At 60.8% G+C, this 19,261-nt stretch carries 18 protein-coding genes; 13 read left to right on the top strand and 5 right to left on the bottom strand.

The features are described 5' to 3' along the window. The first annotated feature begins 131 nt into the window (after positions 1–131). Positions 132–1,820 (top strand): long-chain-fatty-acid--CoA ligase, encoded by a 1,689-nt coding sequence (locus B0B52_RS02540; RefSeq protein WP_077592038.1) that lies wholly within the window; start codon positions 132–134, stop codon positions 1,818–1,820. A gap of 81 nt (positions 1,821–1,901) precedes the next feature. Further along, entirely contained in the window at positions 1,902–2,633 is a 732-nt protein-coding gene (locus B0B52_RS02535) for a 5'-methylthioadenosine/adenosylhomocysteine nucleosidase (RefSeq protein ID WP_077592146.1), read from the top strand. A gap of 196 nt (positions 2,634–2,829) precedes the next feature. Here the strand turns inward: B0B52_RS02535 and corA are convergent, their stop codons facing one another. Next, the gene (corA, locus tag B0B52_RS02530) at positions 2,830–3,816 is read right to left on the bottom strand and encodes a magnesium/cobalt transporter CorA (protein ID WP_077592037.1); all 987 of its coding nucleotides are present in this window, start codon (positions 3,814–3,816) and stop codon (positions 2,830–2,832) included. A gap of 217 nt (positions 3,817–4,033) precedes the next feature. Then, the gene (locus tag B0B52_RS02525; protein WP_077592036.1) at positions 4,034–5,248 is read right to left on the bottom strand and encodes a patatin-like phospholipase family protein; all 1,215 of its coding nucleotides are present in this window, start codon (positions 5,246–5,248) and stop codon (positions 4,034–4,036) included. A gap of 229 nt (positions 5,249–5,477) precedes the next feature. Between B0B52_RS02525 and B0B52_RS02520 the strand changes: the two genes are divergently transcribed. From B0B52_RS02520 to hprK, 4 genes are all read left to right on the top strand, one after another. Continuing rightward, positions 5,478–7,511, top strand: a complete 2,034-nt coding sequence (locus tag B0B52_RS02520) for a response regulator (protein ID WP_077592035.1) — start codon at positions 5,478–5,480, stop codon at positions 7,509–7,511. Between the two features lie 278 nt (positions 7,512–7,789). Next, on the top strand, positions 7,790–8,119 hold the full coding sequence (gene hpf / locus B0B52_RS02515) for a ribosome hibernation-promoting factor, HPF/YfiA family (protein ID WP_077592034.1): 330 nt from the start codon (positions 7,790–7,792) through the stop codon (positions 8,117–8,119). A gap of 158 nt (positions 8,120–8,277) precedes the next feature. Next, a complete protein-coding gene (gene ptsN / locus B0B52_RS02510) occupies positions 8,278–8,751 on the top strand; it encodes a PTS IIA-like nitrogen regulatory protein PtsN (protein WP_077592033.1) in 474 nt (157 codons plus the stop codon). A 33-nt stretch (positions 8,752–8,784) separates the two neighbouring features. Next, positions 8,785–9,735 (top strand): HPr(Ser) kinase/phosphatase, encoded by a 951-nt coding sequence (gene hprK, locus B0B52_RS02505; protein WP_077592032.1) that lies wholly within the window; start codon positions 8,785–8,787, stop codon positions 9,733–9,735. A 242-nt stretch (positions 9,736–9,977) separates the two neighbouring features. Here the strand turns inward: hprK and fur are convergent, their stop codons facing one another. Then, a complete protein-coding gene (gene fur / locus B0B52_RS02500; protein WP_077592031.1) occupies positions 9,978–10,430 on the bottom strand; it encodes a ferric iron uptake transcriptional regulator in 453 nt (150 codons plus the stop codon). A gap of 130 nt (positions 10,431–10,560) precedes the next feature. Between fur and B0B52_RS02495 the strand changes: the two genes are divergently transcribed. The 6 genes from B0B52_RS02495 to lptE all read left to right on the top strand — a co-directional run bounded on the left by B0B52_RS02495 (position 10,561) and on the right by lptE (position 16,492). Then, positions 10,561–11,151, top strand: a complete 591-nt coding sequence (locus B0B52_RS02495; protein ID WP_371327356.1) for an outer membrane protein assembly factor BamE — start codon at positions 10,561–10,563, stop codon at positions 11,149–11,151. Continuing rightward, a complete protein-coding gene (dapB, locus tag B0B52_RS02490; RefSeq protein WP_077592030.1) occupies positions 11,148–11,969 on the top strand; it encodes a 4-hydroxy-tetrahydrodipicolinate reductase in 822 nt (273 codons plus the stop codon). Before B0B52_RS02495 ends, dapB begins: the two co-directional genes overlap by 4 nt. 46 nt (positions 11,970–12,015) lie before the next feature. Continuing rightward, complete coding sequence (locus tag B0B52_RS02485) at positions 12,016–12,714, top strand: MotA/TolQ/ExbB proton channel family protein (RefSeq protein ID WP_077592029.1); 699 nt, start codon at positions 12,016–12,018, stop codon at positions 12,712–12,714. After that, the gene (locus tag B0B52_RS02480) at positions 12,711–13,157 is read left to right on the top strand and encodes a biopolymer transporter ExbD (protein ID WP_077592028.1); all 447 of its coding nucleotides are present in this window, start codon (positions 12,711–12,713) and stop codon (positions 13,155–13,157) included. The genes B0B52_RS02485 and B0B52_RS02480 overlap by 4 nt, the downstream gene beginning before the upstream one ends. 95 nt (positions 13,158–13,252) lie before the next feature. Further along, positions 13,253–15,979 carry a leucine--tRNA ligase gene (leuS, locus tag B0B52_RS02475; protein ID WP_077592027.1) on the top strand — a complete coding sequence of 909 codons (2,727 nt, stop codon included), beginning with the start codon at positions 13,253–13,255 and terminating at the stop codon, positions 15,977–15,979. 12 nt (positions 15,980–15,991) lie between these two features. Continuing rightward, on the top strand, positions 15,992–16,492 hold the full coding sequence (gene lptE / locus B0B52_RS02470) for an LPS assembly lipoprotein LptE (RefSeq protein WP_077592026.1): 501 nt from the start codon (positions 15,992–15,994) through the stop codon (positions 16,490–16,492). Positions 16,493–16,627: 135 nt separating this feature from the next. Here the strand turns inward: lptE and rocF are convergent, their stop codons facing one another. Further along, complete coding sequence (gene rocF / locus B0B52_RS02465; protein ID WP_077592025.1) at positions 16,628–17,551, bottom strand: arginase; 924 nt, start codon at positions 17,549–17,551, stop codon at positions 16,628–16,630. Beyond that, positions 17,548–18,642 (bottom strand): ornithine cyclodeaminase, encoded by a 1,095-nt coding sequence (locus B0B52_RS02460; RefSeq protein ID WP_077592024.1) that lies wholly within the window; start codon positions 18,640–18,642, stop codon positions 17,548–17,550. Before B0B52_RS02460 ends, rocF begins: the two co-directional genes overlap by 4 nt. 183 nt (positions 18,643–18,825) lie before the next feature. Here B0B52_RS02460 and B0B52_RS02455 point away from each other — a divergent pair, with 183 nt between their 5' ends. Beyond that, positions 18,826–19,248: an Lrp/AsnC family transcriptional regulator gene (locus B0B52_RS02455; protein ID WP_077592023.1), complete on the top strand. Its 423-nt coding sequence runs from the start codon at positions 18,826–18,828 to the stop codon at positions 19,246–19,248. The last annotated feature ends 13 nt before the right edge of the window (positions 19,249–19,261 follow it).

Here is a 19,261-nt window from a genome sequence, read left to right as displayed (position 1 = left end):
GGAATTAAAAGGAATTAGAGGCGCCCCTCTTCTAATTCCTCCGTTTCCTAGGGAAAACGCAATAGCCCCGAAGAGGGTAGCGCCATGAAAATCCGTGGCAGTTGTTCAATCGTTATCTGGAGAAGACAAGCATGAATGCATCCACCCTCGACCGTCCCTGGCTGAAAGCCTATCCACCGGGCGTGCCGGCCGACATTGATGCGTCGCAATACGCTTCGCTGGTAGCGCTGATGGAAGAAAGTTTTGCCAAGAACGCTTCGGCCGTGGCCTACAGCTTCATGGGCAAGGACATCACTTTCGGCCAGACGGACAGCCTGTCACAGGCGTTTGCTGCTTACCTCCAGGGGCTGGGGTTGGCCAAGGGGGATCGTGTTGCCATCATGATGCCCAACGTGCCGCAGTACCCGGTCACGGTGGCGGCCATTCTGCGTGCCGGTTTTGTGGTGGTCAACGTCAACCCGCTGTACACCCCGCGCGAACTCGAGCACCAGCTCAAGGACTCCGGCGCGAAGGCGATCGTCATCATCGAAAACTTCGCCAACACGCTGGAGCAGTGCATCGCCGCCACGCCCGTCAAGCATGTGGTGCTGACGGCCATGGGCGACCAGCTGGGCATGCTCAAGGGCGCACTGGTCAACTACGTGGTGCGCAATGTCAAGAAAATGGTGCCAGCCTTCAACCTGCCTGGCGCTGTGCGTTTCAATGACGCTGTTGCACAGGGTACACGCGGCACGCTCAAGCGTCCCGACATCAAGCCTGATGACGTAGCGGTTCTCCAATACACCGGCGGCACCACCGGTGTCTCCAAAGGTGCCGTGCTGCTGCACCGCAATGTGATCGCCAATGTGCTGCAGTCCGAGGCCTGGAACGGCCCGGCCATGTCCAGCATGACGTCCGGCGCTCAGCCCACCTATGTCTGCGCGCTGCCGCTGTATCACATCTTCGCCTTCACGGTGAACATGATGCTGGGAATGCGCACCGGCGGCAAGAACATCCTGATTCCGAATCCGCGCGATCTGCCGGCCGTTCTCAAGGAGCTGTCCAAGCACAAGGTGCACAGCTTTCCGGCGGTCAACACGCTGTTCAACGGCCTGGCCAACCACCCGGACTTCAACACCGTGGACTGGTCTCACTTGAAAATCTCACTGGGCGGCGGCATGGCGGTGCAAAGCGCGGTCGCCAAGTTGTGGCTGGAAAAAACCGGCTGCCCGATCTGCGAAGGTTATGGCTTGTCGGAAACCTCTCCGTCGGCCAGCTGCAACCCGACCAACAGCAAGGCCTTCACCGGCACCATCGGTGTGCCAATTCCCGGCACCTGGTTCAAGCTGCTCGACGATGACGGCAACGAAGTGCCAGCCGGCCAGCCCGGTGAGATCGCCATCAAGGGCCCGCAAGTCATGGCCGGCTACTGGCAGCGCCCTGACGAAACCGCCAAGGTCATGACACCTGACGGCTACTTCAAATCCGGCGACATTGGGGTGGTCGATGAGCGCGGTTTCTTCAAGATCGTGGACCGCAAGAAGGACATGATCCTCGTGAGCGGCTTCAATGTCTACCCGAATGAGGTTGAAGACGTGGTGTCCGGCATGGAAGGCGTGATGGAATGCGCCTGCGTTGGCGTGGTCGACGAAAAGTCGGGCGAAGCCGTCAAGCTGGTCATCGTCAAGAAAAACCCCGACCTCACTGAGGCCCAGGTGCGCGAGTTCTGCAAGACCAACCTGACTGGTTACAAGCAGCCCAAGGTGGTGGAGTTCCGCACGGAGCTGCCGAAAACGCCGGTCGGAAAAATTCTGCGCCGCGAACTGCGTGACAAGAAGTAAGGCGCAAGCCACTTCTTGCAGCAAAGGCGGCTTCGGCCGCCTTTTTTATTGAAGCTCGGCATTTCGGGCAAACTGGCAACCATGACGATCACCGCCATCCTCAGCGCCCTGGCCGAAGAGCAGCAGGGCCTGCTCGAACTTTTGCAACAGCCCCGGAAATCCAGCCACGCCGGACGTGATTTCTGGCAGGGGCGCCTGCATGGTCAGCCCGTGGTGCTTGCACTTTCACGCATCGGCAAGGTGGCGGCAGCCACGACCAGTACCGCGCTGATCGAGCGTTTCAATGTGGGACGGATCGTCTTCACAGGAGTGGCCGGCGGACTGGGTGACGGAGTTCAGGTGGGCGATGTGGTGGTGGCTACAGAATTTGTGCAGCATGACCTGGACGCCTCGCCGATTTTTCCGCGCTACGAAGTCCCACTGTATGGACGGACCCGTTTTCCTTGTGACGCAGCGCTGACCGCGCGCCTGCTTCAGGCCAGCCGAGCAGGGCTTGAGGGCCTCGCGCTGCCTGCGAAGACCCTGCTGCATCACGGCCTGATGGCCAGCGGGGACCGTTTTGTTTCAGGCATGCAGGAGTCCCGTAATCTGCGCACGGCTTTAAAGCAGGGCGGCCACGAGGTGTTGGCCGTGGAAATGGAGGGGGCGGCGGTAGCGCAAGTGTGTTTTGACTACGGTTTGCCATTTGCCGCCGTGCGCACGATCTCCGACCGCGCCGACGACACGGCGCATGTGGATTTTCCGGTGTTCGTCAAGGACGTAGCCAGCCTGTATGCGCAGGCGATTGTCCGGCATCTCCTCGAAGCGCTATAAATTTAGTAGCTGTTGGCGCCCGTCACGCAAGGGCTCACTGCCGATTTAACTGACAAGCGCAGAACGAACGAAATACCACGAGCGGCCATGTGGACTCTTCATACCAGCAGGGGCCGCGGGTCCGGCTTTGCCGGCCCGCAGTCGCAGCGGCCCCCTCGAGGGGCAGGGCGCTACACGCAGTGAGCAACCGTGGGGGCTACTTCAACCAGCCGCGCTTCCTGAAATACCACATCGGCACCACCGCACTCGCCGCCATCAGCAGCAGGGCGTACGGATAGCCCAGCGCCCAGTCCAGCTCGGGCATGAGCTTGAAGTTCATGCCGTACACACTGGCGATCAGCGTGGGCGGCAGCAGCGCGACGCTGGCCACGGAAAAGATCTTGATGATTTTGTTCTGGTTGATGTTGATGAAACCCACCGTGGCGTCCATCAGGAAGTTGATCTTGTCGAAGAGAAAAGCCGTGTGCGAGTCCAGCGAGTCGATATCGCGCAGGATCTGCCGTGCTTCCTCAAACTGCTCGCTGTTCAGCATCTTGCTGCGCATCATGAAGCTCACGGCGCGGCGCGTGTCCATCACGTTGCGGCGAATGCGCCCGCTCAAATCCTCATGGCGGGCGATGGCGCCGAGCACCTCGCCGGCCATCACGTCGGTCACGTCGCCTGACAGCACCTTGGTGCTGACTTTTTCCAGGTCGATGTAAATGCCTTCCAGCGTGTCGGCCGAATACTCGGCATCGGCATCGAACAGCTTGAGCAGCACTTCCTTGGCGTCTTCGATCAGCCCGGGCGCGCGGCGCGCGCGCATGCGCAACAGGCGGAACACCGGCACGTCCTCGTCGTGGATGGAAAACAGCACGCCTTTGCTTTTGAGGTCGTCATTGACCAGGTTCAGGATGAAGGCCACCCGCACGGTGCGCGGTTCGTCGTCATCGGCAATCAGGAAGTCGGAGCGGATATGCAGCTCGCCGTTGTCTTCTTCGTAAAAACGCGCGGACTCCTCGATGTCCTCGTCCATCACGTCTTCGGGAATCGACAGACCGTAGTACTGCTTGATCCAGCGTTTTTCTTCCAGTGTCGGTGCCTCCAGGTCCACCCAGATGGGCTGGAACCGGGAGAGTTCCTCGAGCGATTCGATCTCTTCCTGGAACAGGCGCCCGTTGGCGAGCGTGAAAATGTTGAGCATGACTGGCTCCCAATCGGTTGGGGGCGCCTGCACGGGCCTTGGGAAGGCGCGGCGCTGGCGGGGTTGTGGATGGTGGCATCGCTTTCAACCCCGGGGATGACGCTGGCGTCAGTCTGCGGTGTTGAAAGCTAGCGACTGGGGCTGCTTTCCAAGGATTTCTCCGTGTTGAATAAGCGGCGATTATGACACTTCAAGCCTGAGCCATCCACCGCCGGTTTCACATAAAAAAGTCAATCAGCTCACTCTTGTGCGCATAGGCATCCCGCTCACCCAAGGCCATCAAGGCCTTGATGAAGCCGGTCTCAAACAGGAGATAGCTCGCCAACGCGGCTCCGCCCGGGCTGCCCTTGGCCCCCAGCGCGCCCAGGCCAGCCAGCGCGTTGTAGGTGGCGGCCGGCAACTCCCCGGCGTGCGCCTGGGCCAAAGCATCGAGTGACTGGGAGGGGGCGATCGCCAGCACGTTCACTGGCCGGTAAGGCATCACGGCTGCAATTTCGCGCGGCATTTGAAGCAGGGTTTTGCTCACCCGCTGGGCTTGCTCAACGTCGGCCTGCAGTGTGTCCTGGAAAACACTGGCCAGGGCGTGCCCGGCAATGGCACCCAAGGTGGGCCGGCCGTCGACGGCCGGGCTGGCGCCGCCGGTCAGGCCGGCGCGCTCGGGTTGTCCGACGCCAATGACCAGGATTTTCCCCGCACCCAGGTGCAGGGCAGGTGACAGCGGCGAGCTCTGGCGCATGGAGCCATCACCAAAAAACTCCCGGTGGCCATCGACCCATAAAGGCGTGGCCGGAAACAGGAAGGGAATGGCGCTGGAAGCGACGAGATGCTCGATCGTGATGGGTTGGAATTCGGCACGCCGGCCCGGCCGGTTCCACATGCCTGCCCCGGTGCCTCGTGCGGTCTGGCAAAAGGTCCAGTGCACGCCGCTGGTGTAGCTCGAGGCGGTCACCGCCAATGCCAGCAGGGTTTTTTCCTGAAGAGCTTCGTCGATATTGCCCAGCGAGATGACGCGGTGCAGGGTGTCTACCAGCGGCGTGTTGTTCAGGAAAGCCTGCTGCCTGCGCACTTGTTGCGACAAAAACAAGGCCGCCGCGATCCGGCTGGAACGGATCCAGCCCGGGACTTTGAGCTGATAGACCTGTGCGGAACGCAGCGTGGTCCAGAAACTGGCCAGCTGTTCAAACGCGGCCAGGCCCTCATTGGCCCGGCTGGCTAGAAAGCAGGCATTGAGCGCACCCGCCGAAGTACCGGCCAGGATCTTGAACGGAAAACGCCGCTTCGCAGCGTCCTCCTGCAGGTCCAGAATGCGGGCGAGCGCCTGCAATACACCGGCCTGGTAGGCGGTACGGGCGCCGCCTCCCATCAAAACAAGTGCTTTGAGGTCTTCGTCAGGGCGCGTCAGCCCGTTCGAAATAATCGTTTCAAGCGACATGGAACGGACCTGGCGTTGTCCTGATGACCGGGAAACAAGCGAAATCGGCCATAGAGGTTGTTCCTGATCACGGGAAAGATGAGCGACGGCTGTACCACCGTTGATTCTAGAGCCGCGCAGGGTCTCTGAGCTCATCGTTTTGAAGGATGACAAGGCCTGTAAACGTCGTTAGTATGTTTTTTCGCAGGGAGCTCCTGCACACGCCCTGGTTTTTTCTTGAGGGCAACCGATGTCTCAGGCAGTTGAAGTTTTGCTGATTGACAACGCGGAAAGGGACCTGGCCGAAGTCCCGGGTCTGCTGGCGGAAGCGGGCTATGTCGTTCAACCGCAGGCAATCAACACCGCTGCCGCGTTGCGCACCGCTTTGGAAAGCCAGACGTGGAGCGTGGCAGTCTGCGCCTACGCTGCATCCGGCTTCACTGGCTTGCCGGCCTTGGCCATGCTGCAAGCCCAGGCGCCCCGCTTACCGGTTGTGGTGGTCTCTGGCGTTATGGGCGCAGAAGCTGCCGTGGCAGCGATGAAGGCCGGTGCCGCAGACTATCTCGTGCAGAGCGAACTGGTCCGGCTGATACCTGTGCTGCGTGAAGCGCAAAACCGGCGGGCCATCGACAGTGCCGGCCTGGCAGCTGAGACCGCTTTGCGCGAAAGCGAGGCAGGTCTGCGCCGGGCCCAGTCGCTGGCAAGACTGGCGCACATCATTACGCGGCCCGATGGTTCTTTCGAGAGTTATTCAGACTCATTGCTGGAGCTGCTGGGCGTGGATGCCGCGCATGTGCCTGCCTCTACACGGGCGTGGCTGGATATTGTGCATTCGGAGGACCGTGAAGCTTTTCGTGCAACGGCCATCCGGGCCGGAATTTCAGGCCAACGCGTCGAGGTGGAGTACCGGCTTAGATATACCGATAGCGTCTGGCTTCATATGCGACAGGTCATCGAACCCCTTTCCGGCACAACCACCGCGGACGGCAAGATGCGCTGGTTCTGCACCCTGCAGGACGTGACCAGCCAGAAGGCCGCGGAAGAAAAAATACGCAGCCTCAATCTCGACCTTGAGCGCGACATGCGCCAACGCATTGCCGCAGAACAGGAGCATGCCGCGCTGGAGGCTGGCTTGCGCGAAGCGCAGAAAATGGAAGCACTGGGAACCCTGGCCGGCGGCATTGCGCACGATTTCAACAACCTGCTTGCTGCCATGCTTGGCAATGTATCGCTTGCGCGCATGAATCGGGCGGTTCCGCACAAGCTGGGTTACAACCTTGACCAGGTTGACAAAGCCGGCGCCAGGGCGAAGGAGCTCGTCAAGCAGATACTTTCCTTCAGCCGAAAACAACCTCAGCAGTTTGTTGTGCAGTCCATGCATGCGGTGGTCGTTGAAGCCTTGTCATTGTTGCGCTCAACCTTGCCGGCCGGGGTGGACCTGGTCGTATCAATTCCTGAGACACCTTCTACCTACGTCAGTGTTGATGGCGGGCAGATCTCGCAGGTGTTGATGAATTTGTGTACCAATGCCTGGCATGCAACCAGCGGCCTGACTCCCCGCATCGAGGTTTTGCTGGATGAAGTGACCCTGAAAGGCTGCCCGGCCGAGCGGTCCGGAGGTCTGCCGGAAGGCGTCTATGTACGCTTGCAAGTCAGGGACAACGGGCATGGCATGGACGTGCAGACCCAGGCGCACATCTTCGAACCTTTTTTCACCACCAAGCCGGCTGGGCAGGGCACCGGACTCGGCCTTGCCGTGGTGCACGGGATCGTGAAGACGCATGGCGGTGCGATTGCAGTGGAAAGCGCTTTGTCTGGCGGGACGACCTTCACCGTTTATTTGCCCTCGGTGGTTCCGCCGGAGGTGAGGGTGGCGGAGGCGCCGGTGCCTCCGCCGGCCGATGGGCGAGGCAAGAATGTGATGTATGTCGATGACTATGACGCCATGGGCGAGCTGGTCAGCGAGGCGCTGGGTGCAGCGGGCTATGGCGTCAAGGTCCACTTGCGCGGCGAGAACGCCCTGGCGGACCTGAGGGCCCACCCTGATGCCTACGACCTCATCATCACCGACCAGAACATGCCGGGCATGCCTGGTACCGAACTGGCGCGCCAGATCCGGTTGATCCAGCCGGCATTGCCCGTGATCATCAGTTCCGGCTACATCAGCGAGGAGTTGAGGGTTCGGGCCCGCGAAGTGGGCGTGCCCGAAGTCATTGACAAGACAAGGAGCCTGGAGCGGCTGGTTGCCTCGATTCCGGCATGGATAGAAACCGGCAGTCAGTGAGATGGCGCAGGTCGTAAACGGCAATTCAGATCCTGAAAAAAGACATGGAAATCAAGGGGCCGTGGGGTAGGCCAGGGGGTTTGAGCGCCGGTTTGGTGCTCCATGCCCGAGCGTCAAGTTTCTTTTCAGAGCGTTTCATTTTTTGTTGCGATGCACGGTTGCGTTTGCCCGTGTTCGGGCGCATAGTGAAACCAAGAGAGTTGTCCGCCCACCGCTTTGGCCGGCATGCCAGAAGCGGTGTTTTTAACCCCCTCCAGCCATGGAAAAGGAGTCTCTTTATGAATTTGACGATCAGTGGTCACCACCTTGAAGTTACCCCCGCCCTGCGCGGCTATGTAACCAGCAAGCTGGACCGGATTACCCGGCATTTCGATCAGGTGGTGGATGTCAAAGTCCTATTGACGGTAGATAACATGAAGGAAAAGGAGCTACGCCAGAAGGCCGAATGCAATGTGCATGTCAAGGGGCGAGACCTGTTTGCCGAGAGTTCGCATGCTGACCTGTATGCCGCGGTTGACGAGCTCGCCGACAAGCTGGACCGGCAAGTCGGACGTTACAAGACCAAAACCCAGGACCACCATCACGTGGCTGCCAAGCGTCAAATGTAAGCATCAGCGAACAACAAGCGACAGAACTCCCTGTTATTTGCTGTTTGCCCTCAATTTTTTCCTGTTCCAAGGCCGCCTGGGCAAACAGGCGGCTTTTTTATGTCCCGAATGGTCTGCATGCGTATGAAAGTGCATAATTCGGCGACCAAAACCCCGTTATGAACCGTCTTTCGCAAATTCTGCCCCCCGCCCAGGTTCTGGTCAGTGTGGAGGCCACCAGCAAGAAGCGTGCTTTTGAAGAGGCCGGCTTGCTGTTTGAGAATCAGCATGGGCTCAACCGCGCCCTGATCACTGACAGCCTGTTTGCACGCGAGCGACTGGGTTCAACCGGTTTGGGCCATGGTGTGGCCATTCCGCATGGGCGAATCAAGGGGCTGAAAGCCCCGATGGCCGCGGTTTTCCAATTGCACGCCCCGATTGGCTTTGACGCCCCCGACGAGCAGGCGGTGGGGTTGCTGATTTTCCTGCTGGTGCCCGAGGCGGCGACCCAGAAACACCTTGAAATCCTGTCTGAAATCGCCGAGTTGCTCAGTGACAGCGCCCTGCGAGAGCGGCTCAAGGCCAGCACCGACGCCGCCGCGCTGCACCAGCTGATTGCCTCGTGGCAGTCCAGCCATGTCGTCAGCCCCTGATTTGATGGCCCTGGTTTTTCCGCGCACGCCTGAATGAAGCCGACCGTCGTCAGCGCCGACGTCCTGTTCGAGGATCACCGGGCGCAACTCAAGTGGGAATGGGTGGCCGGGCTCGGAGCCTCCGAGCGTCGTTTCGACGAAGTGGCCGTACGGGCCGCACGTTCCGGCGCCGATCTGGTGGGGTATCTCAATTACATCCATCCCTACCGGGTGCAGCTGCTTGGCGAGCGCGAGGTAGCCTACCTCAGCAATGGCAGTGCAGAGGACTGCGCCCGACGTATTTCTCGCATCGTGACTCTGGAACCTCCGGTGTTGATCATTGCCGATGGCCAAGTCGCGCCCGACACCCTGCTTTCCATGTGCGAGCGCGCCCAGATACCGATGTTTGCGACCAAGGAGTCGGCTGCCTTCGTGATCGACGTGCTGCGTGCCTACCTGTCCAAACATTTTGCCGACCGCACCTCCATGCACGGGGTGTTCATGGACATCCTTGGCGTAGGACTGATGATTACCGGCGAGTCGGGTCTGGGCAAAAGTGAGCTGGGGCTGGAACTGATCTCGCGCGGCCATGGCCTGGTGGCCGACGATGCGGTTGATCTTTACCGCATCAACCAGACCACCATCGAGGGACGCTGCCCGGAACTGCTGCAAAACCTGCTCGAAGTCCGCGGTATCGGCCTTCTGGACATCAAGGCGATTTTTGGCGAGACGGCAGTGCGGCGCAAAATGCGGCTCAAGCTCATCGTGCATCTGGTGCGGCGCGAGACGCTGGAGCGCGAATACGAACGCATTCCGTATGAGCCGCTGATGCAGGACGTGCTCGGCATTCCGGTGCGCAAGGTGATCATCCAGGTGGTGGCCGGACGCAACATCGCGGTGCTGGTCGAGGCCGCGGTGCGCAATGTCATTTTGCAGCTGCGCGGGATCGACACCTACCAGGAGTTTGTCGAGCGCCACCGGCAGGCGATGGAGCGGGGTGGCTGACTGGCCCCCACGCTCGCTCACTGCGTGAGACCGCGGCTCGCGGGACGCTTCGCCTCTGTCGCCTGTCCAAAGCTGCTCAAGCAGCTTTGGAGCCGCAGGCTCCAGCCCCGCGGCCCCTGCTTGAATTGAGGGCCTCACGTTACGCTATATTATTGATAGCTAACAACGCTCATAAACAAAGGGCCAAAATCTCTTTTGGCCGCTTGAATTTCAGTAGAAGATCTACTTGCGGGCCCAGGGGCTCAGCTGTGATGCGGGTGCCGCGGCGAGGTTGGCCGGTTCGGGCACTTGTCCTTGGTGCAGTTGGCGTACATCGACAGCGAGTGGTCGGCGATCGTAAAACCCTTGGCCTTGGCGACTGCATGCTGGCGCTTTTCGATTTCCGCATCGTAAAACTCTTCCACCTTGCCGCAGTCCAGGCAGACCAGGTGGTCATGGTGCTGGCCTTCGTTGATTTCGTAAACGGCTTTCCCGGACTCAAAATTGCTGCGATTGAGCAGCCCGGCTTGCTCGAATTGGGTCAAAACCCTGTAAACGGTGGCCAGGCCGATGTCAGAGCGGTCTTCCAGCAACACCCTGAAGACGTCTTCAGCCGTCATGTGGCGCTGTTTGCCGGCCTGGAAAATCTCGAGGATTTTCAGGCGCGGCAGAGTGGCTTTCAGTCCGGTGTTCTTGAGTTCGTCGATGTTGCTCATTGGAAAGCTTCCTGTGGGAAAAATGGGCCGCAGTTGAGGCCTGTGCAGGCCTGGCCGATCCGGGGGCGGTGCTCGCGTGGGGGGCACCCTGCCGCTACAATGGCCAATCATATCGCTACACCCCCCTACTATGTCAGCCCTGTCTGCAAAATACCGCTACAGCATCCATACCGCATTGACCGTTCTGGCTTGTGCCGGCTTGGCCGCCTGCGGCAGCATCAAAGGCATGACCGGCGGGCTGAGCGAGAGCAAAATCAATCCGGTCAACTGGATCACGCCTTACAAGGTCGATGTTGTCCAAGGCAACTTCGTGTCCAAGGAGCAGGTTGAGCTGCTCAAACCAGGCATGCCGCGGGTGCAGGTGCGCGACGCGCTTGGCACGCCCCTGATGGCCAGCGTCTTTCATGGCGACCGTTGGGATTATGTCTTCACCCTGAAACGTCAAAACGCCGAGCCGCAGTCGCTCCGGCTTACGGTTTACTTCAAGAACGATGTGCTGGATCGTTTTGAGGGCGACACCATGCCCAGCGAAATTGAATTTGTCTCCAAGCTCGATACCCGCCGCAAGTTCGGCAAGGTGCCGGTGCTTGAGCTGACCGATGAGCAGCTGAAAGCAGTCGAGAAGAAACCAGCAGCCAGCGCAGCTGCCGCACCAGTTGCGCCAGTGTCGGCCACGCCGCCGTCTGCAAGCTACCCGCCGCTGGAAAGCCCGGTAAGGTGAGTGCGCGGCCGCAAGCTCTCCACCGGATTGCTGTGGCCGGTGCCAGCGGCCGTATGGGCCAGATGCTGGTCGAGGCGGTCCGGTCCAGTGGTGACTGCGAATTGACCGGCGCGCTGGACGTTGCCAGCAGCCCGGGGCTGGGCATTGATGCGACCGCCTTTTTGGGGAAACCTAGCGGTGTGAAGATCACATCGAATCTTGCGAACGGCCTGAGCGGCGCCCAGGTGCTGATCGACTTCACGCGACCCGAGGGCACCATGGCTCACCTGGCCAAATGCCGCGAACTCGGTGTCAAGCTTGTCATTGGCACGACTGGTTTTACCGACGCACAAAAAGCCGAGATTGCCGCAGCCGCCAAAGATATTGCCATCATGATGGCGCCAAACATGAGCGTCGGCGTCAACGTCACGCTCAAGCTGCTTGAGATGGCGGCCAAGGCGCTGTCTACCGGTTATGACATTGAAATCATTGAGGCCCATCACCGGCACAAGGTTGATGCGCCCTCCGGCACCGCGCTGAAAATGGGCGAAGTGATTGCAGGCGCACTGGGCCGTGATCTGAAAGACTGTGCCGTCTACGCCCGGGAAGGCGTGACCGGCGAACGCGATCCCTCGTCGATTGGTTTTGCAACGATTCGTGGCGGTGACATTGTGGGGGACCACACCGTCCTGTTCGCCGGCACCGGTGAGCGCATCGAAATCACCCACAAATCCTCCAGCCGGGTGACCTACGCCCAGGGCAGCTTGCGCGCCGCACGTTTCCTGGCCGGCAAATCGGCCGGACTGTACGACATGTTCGACGTGCTCAATTTGAAATGAGCGCCGCGACAAGCGTCGGGTCAGCGTCTTTCCTAGCCGGGGCCGCATGCTCTCGCTGATCACCCAGGGCGACACCGTGACCGCGCTTGTAGCGGTGATTCTGCTGGCGATGTCCGTGGCCAGTTGGGTGGTGATTCTCTGGAAAGCCCGGCTCCTGAAGCGGGCGGCGGGCGATGTGGCGCGCAGCACCGCAGTGTTCTGGCAGTCTGTTTCGCTGGAGTCTGCCCAAACCAAAGTGGAGGCCTTCGACCGCGAGAAGTTGGTACTTCCGCTGATTACCTCCACCACCGCCCGGGCCCAGGGAACCCTTGCCGCTGCAGGTGACATTTCCTGGCAGCTGACGCGCGTTTTGCGCGATGCGTTGCATGCGGTGCTGTACAAGCTTCAGTACGGCCAGATCCTGCTTGCCACGGTCGGCTCCACGGCGCCTTTTGTGGGCCTGCTCGGCACGGTCTGGGGCATCTATCATGCGCTGGTGGGAATTTCCGCTGCCGGCCAGATCACCATCGACAAGGTGTCGGGCCCGGTGGGCGAGGCGCTCATCATGACCGCAGCGGGGCTGGCGGTAGCGATACCGGCCGTGCTGGCCTACAACATCTTTGGCCGCAACATCAGCCGCATCGAGGCGGACCTCGAAGGTTTTGCCTACGATCTGCGAGAGTTGTTGGTCGCGGCAGGCCCGAACCCCAAGCCGGCGGAACGGGAGCGAGAGCAACTAGGCGCTAGACCGGAAGCGCCACTATGAGTTTCGGCCGGCTCGAACGCAGCGCAGGCGCGCGGCCCATGAGTGAAATCAATGTCACCCCTTTGGTGGACGTGATGCTGGTGCTGGTGGTGATTTTCATCATTACCGCGCCTTTGCTGGCCAGCTCGATCAAGCTCGATCTTCCCAAAACCGATGCCGCCAGGCCGAACGAAGTACCGCAGTACGTGTCACTGGTGGTCGACAAGACAGGGCAAACCTTTCTGAACGACCAGCCAGCCGCAGGTGCCCAGCTCGAAGAACGCCTTCGGCAAAGCGCCGCCCTGAACCCTGATACCGAGGTGCAGTTGCGCGCTGATGAGGCTGTTTCCTATGGCCGCATTGTGGAGGTCATGGGCATGGCCCAGAAGGCCGGATTGAACCGTATTGGCTTCGTAGCACAGGGTCCAGCAGCCGCTGTGCCGGCTCCCACGGCCCGGCCCTGAAGCCCGTGTGCCGGGGTCGAACCCCGGTCAGCGCCTAAAATCGTTCCTCCGGCAGCTTTTTGAGCGGCCTCACGTTTTCCCTTTCTCCGTGCGCCATGCAAGACAAATACAACCATCTCGACGTTGAGCGCAGTGCGCAAGACCACTGGAACGCTTCCGACGCTTACCGCGTTACAGAAGATGCTTCCAGGAAAAAATACTACGCCTGCTCCATGCTGCCTTACCCCAGCGGCAAGCTGCACATGGGTCATGTGCGCAACTACACCATCAACGACATGCTCACGCGCTACCTGCGCATGAAGGGCTACAACGTGTTGATGCCCATGGGCTGGGACGCCTTCGGCCTGCCGGCCGAAAACGCCGCCATGAAAAATGGCGTGCCTCCTGCGCAGTGGACCTACGACAACATCGCCTACATGAAAAAGCAGATGCAGGCGATGGGACTGGCCATCGACTGGAGCCGCGAGGTCACGACCTGCGACTCAAGCTATTACAAATGGAACCAGTGGCTGTTTTTGAAGATGCTGGAAAAAGGCGTCGCCTATCGCAAGACCCAGGTCGTCAACTGGGACCCGGTGGACCAGACCGTGCTGGCCAACGAGCAGGTGATTGACGGCAAGGGCTGGCGCACTGGCGCCGTTGTTGAAAAGCGTGAGATCCCCGGCTACTACCTGAAGATCACCGACTACGCCGAAGAATTGCTGGACAGTGTGAGCCACAAGCTGCCCGGCTGGCCCGAGCGCGTCAAGCTGATGCAGGAGAACTGGATCGGCAAGAGCGAAGGTGTTCGCTTTGCCTTTACGCACGACATCCAGGATGCCTCCGGCAAGGTGATCGGCGATGGGAAGATGTATGTCTTCACCACGCGCGCCGACACCATCATGGGCGTGACCTTTTGCGCGGTGGCGCCCGAGCACCCGCTGGCTCAGCATGCCGCCGCGTCCAGCACCAAGATCGCCGCCTTCATTGAAGAATGCAAAGCCGGCGGTACGACCGAAGCCGAGCTCGCCACGCAAGAGAAAAAAGGCGTGCCCACGGGCCTCTTTGTCACACACCCGCTCACCGGCAGCAAGGTTGAAGTTTGGGTGGGCAACTACGTTCTCATGAGTTACGGCGACGGCGCCGTAATGGGCGTGCCCGCGCATGACGAGCGCGACTTTGAATTCGCCAAAAAATACAAGCTGCCCATCAAGCAGGTGGTCGACGTCAAGGGCCAGGCCTACAGCCTGGACGCCTGGGCCGACTGGTATGGCGACAAGCAGCAGGGTGTGACCATCCACTCCGGCAAGTACGACGGCCTGGGCTTCAAGGCCGCGGTAGACGCTGTGGCCGCCGACCTGGCCGCCAAGGGCCTGGGCGAGAAAAAAACCACCTGGCGCCTGCGCGACTGGGGCGTGAGCCGCCAGCGCTACTGGGGCACGCCGATCCCGATCATCCACTGCGACGAACACGGCGCGGTGCCGGTGCCCGAAAAAGACCTGCCCGTGGTATTGCCGCAGGACTGCGTGCCCGACGGTTCAGGCAACCCGTTGCACAAACATGTTGGCTTCCATGCTGGTGTGGTTTGCCCGGTCTGCGGCAAGGCCGCCCGGCGCGAGACCGACACCATGGACACCTTCGTGGACAGCGCCTGGTACTACATGCGCTACTGCGACCCGAAGAACGAAGAAAAAATGGTTGCCGAAGGTGCGAACTACTGGATGCCGATGGACCAGTACATAGGCGGCATCGAACACGCCATCCTGCATTTGCTGTACGCGCGCTTCTGGACCAAGGTCATGCGCGACATGGGGCTGGTGAAGGTTGACGAGCCCTTCACCAAGTTGCTCACGCAGGGCATGGTGCTGAACGAGGCCTTCTCGCGCACCACCACCGGCAAACAGTATTTCTGGGCGCATGAACTCGACATCGTGCGCGACGAGCACGCCAAGGTGATTTCTGCTACCGCCAAGGCCGACGGTCTGCCGGTTCCGTATGAAGGCTGGACCACGATGTCCAAGTCCAAGAACAACGGCGTTGACCCGCAGGACCTGATCGAGAAGTACGGTGCGGACACCGCCCGGCTCTACACCATGTTTACCGCGCCGCCCGACACCACGCTGGAATGGAACGATGCGGCGCTGGAGGGTTCCTACCGCTTCCTGCGCCGTGTCTGGAATTTCGGTGTCAAGCTTCATGCTATGAATTCAGGAGCTGTCGGCGCACGAAAATCGGGGGCTGAGACCACTTTTGACAAGGAAACCAAAGCGCTGCGCCTGGAGATTCACACTGTACTGAAGCAGATCGACTACGACTACCAGCGCATGCAATACAACACCGTGGTGTCGGGCAACATGAAGCTGCTCAATGCCATGGAAGACTTCAAAATTGATGCGGCCCCCACGCTTGTCGCTTCGCGTACTGCGCTGCCCCCCGAGGGGGCTGAGCTTGCTCGGGGCGGCCCTTCGCTGCGCTCGCCTTCCGCTGGCGCAATTTCCGTGTTGCGCGAAGGCTTCAGCATTTTGCTGCGCTGCCTGTACCCGGCCACGCCGCATCTGGCGCATGCGCTGTGGTCGCAACTGGGCTACGCTGCGCAGCACGGCGAGTTGCTCGACGCGCCATGGCCCCAGGTGGACGCCAGCGCTCTGCAGCAGGACGAAATCGAGCTGATGCTCCAGGTCAACGGCAAGCTGCGCGGCTCCGTCACCGTTCCCGCCGGCGCTGACAAGGCCACCATCGAGGCCGCGGCGCTGGCGTCGGAAGCCTTCACCAAACAGGCGGCGGGTGCGCCTGCCAAGAAGGTGATCGTGGTGCCGGGCCGTCTGGTCAACATCGTCGTCTAGAAGGAGCAAGCCATGCAACGTCGTGTTTTTCTGATGGCAGCGGCTTCGGCCGCCGGGCTGAGCGCCTGTGGTTTTGCGCTCCGCAAGGCGCCCAGCTATGCTTTCAAGACCATCTACAACGGCGTGGGTGAAAGCTCCACGCTGGGCACCGAACTCAACCGTCATCTTGAAGCAGGCGGCACCGTGAGCGTGATCCGCGACCCCCGCCTGATCGAGCAGGCGCAGGTGATCCTTGACGTGTTGCTCGACCAGCGCGAGAAAACCGTGGTGAGTGTCAATGCCTCCGGCCAGGTGCGCGAGTTCCAGTTGCGTACGCGCTTCAGATTCCAGCTGCGCACGCTCAAGGGCAAGCTGCTGATTCCTCCCGATGAAATTGTGCTGCAGCGCGACATCAGCTTCAACGAGTCCGCCGTGCTGGCCAAAGAAACCGAGGAAGCCCTGCTGTACCGCGACATGCAAAGCGACATCGTCCAGCAGATCCTGCGCCGACTGGCAGCCGTCAAGGAGATCTGATGCTGCGGCCCTGCGTCGCGGGCCGGAATATGTGAAAAAATCGGGCGCTAGTCCAATATATGCGGGCGTAAGCAGCTATTAATTCAATAGCACTCGTGATGCCGGCAACGCTGGTGCGGCCTGATCTCGTGAAGATCAGCGCATCAGCGTGCTCTTGCCGAACAGGCTTTCTATCAGCTCCAGGGCCACTTCAGCCGTGCCGTTGCGCACATCCAGCGCGGGGTTGAGCTCCATCACGTCGAGTGAGCCCATGCGCCCGGTGTCGGCAATCATTTCCATACACAGCTGCGCTTCACGGTAGGTGGGCCCACCCTTGACGGCGGTGGCGACGCCCGGGGCGATGGCAGCATCCAGAAAATCCACGTCGAAGCTCACATGCACGTGGGTGTTTTCGTCAACACCTTCCAATGCGGTTTCCATGGTGCGCTTCATGCCCACCTCATCGATGTAACGCATGTCAAACACCTCCAGGCCCGATTGCCTGAGCAAACGCTTTTCACCCGCGTCCACACTGCGGATGCCGATCTGCCGGATCTGCGCGGGGCTCATGGCTGGCACAACACCACCTATCCCGGTAAGTTCGACGGGACCGTAGCCGCACAACACGGCCACGGGCATGCCGTGCACATTGCCGGAGGGCGTGAGCTCGTTGGTATTGAAGTCGGAATGCGCGTCCAGCCACAACACCCGCAGTTTTTTGCCGGATCGCCGGCAATGGTGTGCCACGGCACTGATGGAGCCTATGCCCAGGCAGTGATCGCCGCCCAGCAGAATCGGCAAGTGACCGCTGGCCAGGCTCTGGAGCATGGCCTCGTGCACCGACCGGTTCCAGGTGGCTACCTCGCTCAGATGGCGGTAACCATTGACGGGGGGCAACCAGGGGTTGGTCGGGCCCGACAGGTTGCCCAGGTCCGTGACTTGCAGGCCATGAGCCCGCAATGTCTGCTGGATGCCGGCCACGCGCAGTGCCTCTGGCCCCATGGAGGCCCCCCGGCTACCTGCGCCAATGTCGGTCGGTGCGCCGATCAAATCGACAGGACGGTCTGCGGGAGTGTTCATCCTGGGGTTACTGCCAGTTGGGAAGGGCCCCACGCATTTTGCCGGGCCGCGCCCGACTGCGTATGGGCCAGCAGGCCAAAGAGGTTTTTGGGGTTGTCGATGTCGGGGATCAGGTCGATTTGCTGGCGGCTTTGCGCGTTTTCGAGCTGGAGCTTGTGCAGGTAGCGCAGCGCTGAGTAGTCTTCCAGTGCAAAACCCACCGAGTCAAAAATCGTCACCTCGGCTGGCGAGGCGCGGCCGGGGGCTGCGCCGCTGAGCACCTCGGCAAATTCCGTCACTGCAAAGCTGGCCGGCATTTGCTGGATCTCGCCTTCAATGCGCGACTGCGGCTCGTATTCCACCACCACACGGACGTCGCTTCTGCGCAGAATGTCGGCGTGCAACTCAGTCTTGCCCGGGCTGTCGCCGCCCACCGCGTTGATGTGCATGCCGGGCACCACCATTCCGGGGGTCAGGACGATGGCGTTGCGTTTGTCTGCGGTGAGGGTGGTGACGATGTCTGCGCCCTGCACCGCCTCTGCCGCAGATCTGCAGCAGGTGACCTGCATTCCCGGCAGGTTGAGCGTGCGCAAGTTGCGCGCCAGTTTCTCTGTGGCCAGGCTGTCCAGGTCGTACAACCTGAGCTGCCTGATGCCCAGCATGTGGTGAAACGCAATCGCCTGGAAGTCGCTTTGCGCGCCGTTGCCGATCAGGGCCATGACGTGGCTGTCCGTCCTGGCCATCGATTTCGCGGCCAGCGCCGACATGGCGGCCGTGCGCAAGGCGGTGGTCACAGTCAATTCCGAAAGCAGCAGCGGATAGCCGGTTTCCACATCGGCCAGCACGCCAAACGCGGTCACGGTCAGCAGGCCACGCGCTGTGTTTCGGGGGTGGCCGTTCACATACTTGAACGAATACATCCGGCCATCGCTGGTGGGCATGAGCTCAATCACGCCGCCAGGTGAATGAATGGCATGGCGCGCCGATTTGTCGAAATCGTTCCAGCGCCCGTAGTCGGCCTCAATTTCTGCGGCCAGCCCTTCCATGAAAGCTGCCGGCCCCATGCGCCCGACGATGCGCCGTATGCCTTCGATCCCGATGTACTCAACCATGATGGGTCTCCTGATGCCTGACCGGCTTGGCGCCAGACAAGTTTGCTGGCACCGCGTTGCCGTCAGCCTCAATCCATTGTGTTGAGATGTCGCGATAAAAAATAGCCAACAAATTGACTATTAATCTAATATAAATGTGCAAAACGGCAGTATAAATTGCCATTTAGTCATTAAAATCGTGTCATGGACGACACTGACCGCCAGCTGATCTCTTTGCTGCGCGATAACGCCCGCGCTTCGGTGGCTTCGCTGGCCAAGGTTTTGCGCGTTTCGCGCGGCACGGTGCAAAACCGGCTGAACAAGCTCGAGGCTGACGGCACCATCGTGGGCTACACCACTCGCTTGCGGCCACAGGCTGAAGCCCACCAGATACGGGCACTCATGACGGTGGCCGTGGAGGGCAACCGCATCGGCCATGTGCTCAGTGCGCTGCGCGGCGACCCGGCCGTGAGCGCCCTGCACACCACCAACGGCCGCTGGGATATCGTGGCCGAGCTGCGTGCCGACAGCCTGGAAGCCTTTGACCGCGTGCTCGGGCGCATCCGGTTGCTGGAAGGCATCGCCAACACTGAAACCAGCCTGCTGCTGTCCACCAGCAAGCTTTGATTCGAACACCGGC

Source organism: Polaromonas sp. A23 (assembly GCF_002001015.1).
Classification (GTDB): domain Bacteria; phylum Pseudomonadota; class Gammaproteobacteria; order Burkholderiales; family Burkholderiaceae_C; genus Polaromonas.
This window is presented reverse-complemented; position numbering and strand designations above follow the sequence as displayed.

What these genes read in the sequence shown, in the direction of transcription:
- B0B52_RS02485 (WP_077592029.1), top strand. Translation starts at nt 12,016, where the DNA reads ATGCTCTCGCTGATCACCCAGGGCGACACCGTGACCGCGCTTGTAGCG.
- fur (WP_077592031.1), bottom strand. Translation starts at nt 10,430, where the DNA reads ATGAGCAACATCGACGAACTCAAGAACACCGGACTGAAAGCCACTCTG.
- B0B52_RS02495 (WP_371327356.1), top strand. Translation starts at nt 10,561, where the DNA reads ATGTCAGCCCTGTCTGCAAAATACCGCTACAGCATCCATACCGCATTG.
- B0B52_RS02460 (WP_077592024.1), bottom strand. Translation starts at nt 18,642, where the DNA reads ATGGTTGAGTACATCGGGATCGAAGGCATACGGCGCATCGTCGGGCGC.
- lptE (WP_077592026.1), top strand. Translation starts at nt 15,992, where the DNA reads ATGCAACGTCGTGTTTTTCTGATGGCAGCGGCTTCGGCCGCCGGGCTG.
- B0B52_RS02540 (WP_077592038.1), top strand. Translation starts at nt 132, where the DNA reads ATGAATGCATCCACCCTCGACCGTCCCTGGCTGAAAGCCTATCCACCG.
- leuS (WP_077592027.1), top strand. Translation starts at nt 13,253, where the DNA reads ATGCAAGACAAATACAACCATCTCGACGTTGAGCGCAGTGCGCAAGAC.
- B0B52_RS02525 (WP_077592036.1), bottom strand. Translation starts at nt 5,248, where the DNA reads ATGTCGCTTGAAACGATTATTTCGAACGGGCTGACGCGCCCTGACGAA.
- hpf (WP_077592034.1), top strand. Translation starts at nt 7,790, where the DNA reads ATGAATTTGACGATCAGTGGTCACCACCTTGAAGTTACCCCCGCCCTG.
- B0B52_RS02480 (WP_077592028.1), top strand. Translation starts at nt 12,711, where the DNA reads ATGAGTTTCGGCCGGCTCGAACGCAGCGCAGGCGCGCGGCCCATGAGT.
- ptsN (WP_077592033.1), top strand. Translation starts at nt 8,278, where the DNA reads ATGAACCGTCTTTCGCAAATTCTGCCCCCCGCCCAGGTTCTGGTCAGT.
- rocF (WP_077592025.1), bottom strand. Translation starts at nt 17,551, where the DNA reads ATGAACACTCCCGCAGACCGTCCTGTCGATTTGATCGGCGCACCGACC.
- B0B52_RS02455 (WP_077592023.1), top strand. Translation starts at nt 18,826, where the DNA reads ATGGACGACACTGACCGCCAGCTGATCTCTTTGCTGCGCGATAACGCC.
- B0B52_RS02520 (WP_077592035.1), top strand. Translation starts at nt 5,478, where the DNA reads ATGTCTCAGGCAGTTGAAGTTTTGCTGATTGACAACGCGGAAAGGGAC.
- corA (WP_077592037.1), bottom strand. Translation starts at nt 3,816, where the DNA reads ATGCTCAACATTTTCACGCTCGCCAACGGGCGCCTGTTCCAGGAAGAG.
- hprK (WP_077592032.1), top strand. Translation starts at nt 8,785, where the DNA reads ATGAAGCCGACCGTCGTCAGCGCCGACGTCCTGTTCGAGGATCACCGG.
- B0B52_RS02535 (WP_077592146.1), top strand. Translation starts at nt 1,902, where the DNA reads ATGACGATCACCGCCATCCTCAGCGCCCTGGCCGAAGAGCAGCAGGGC.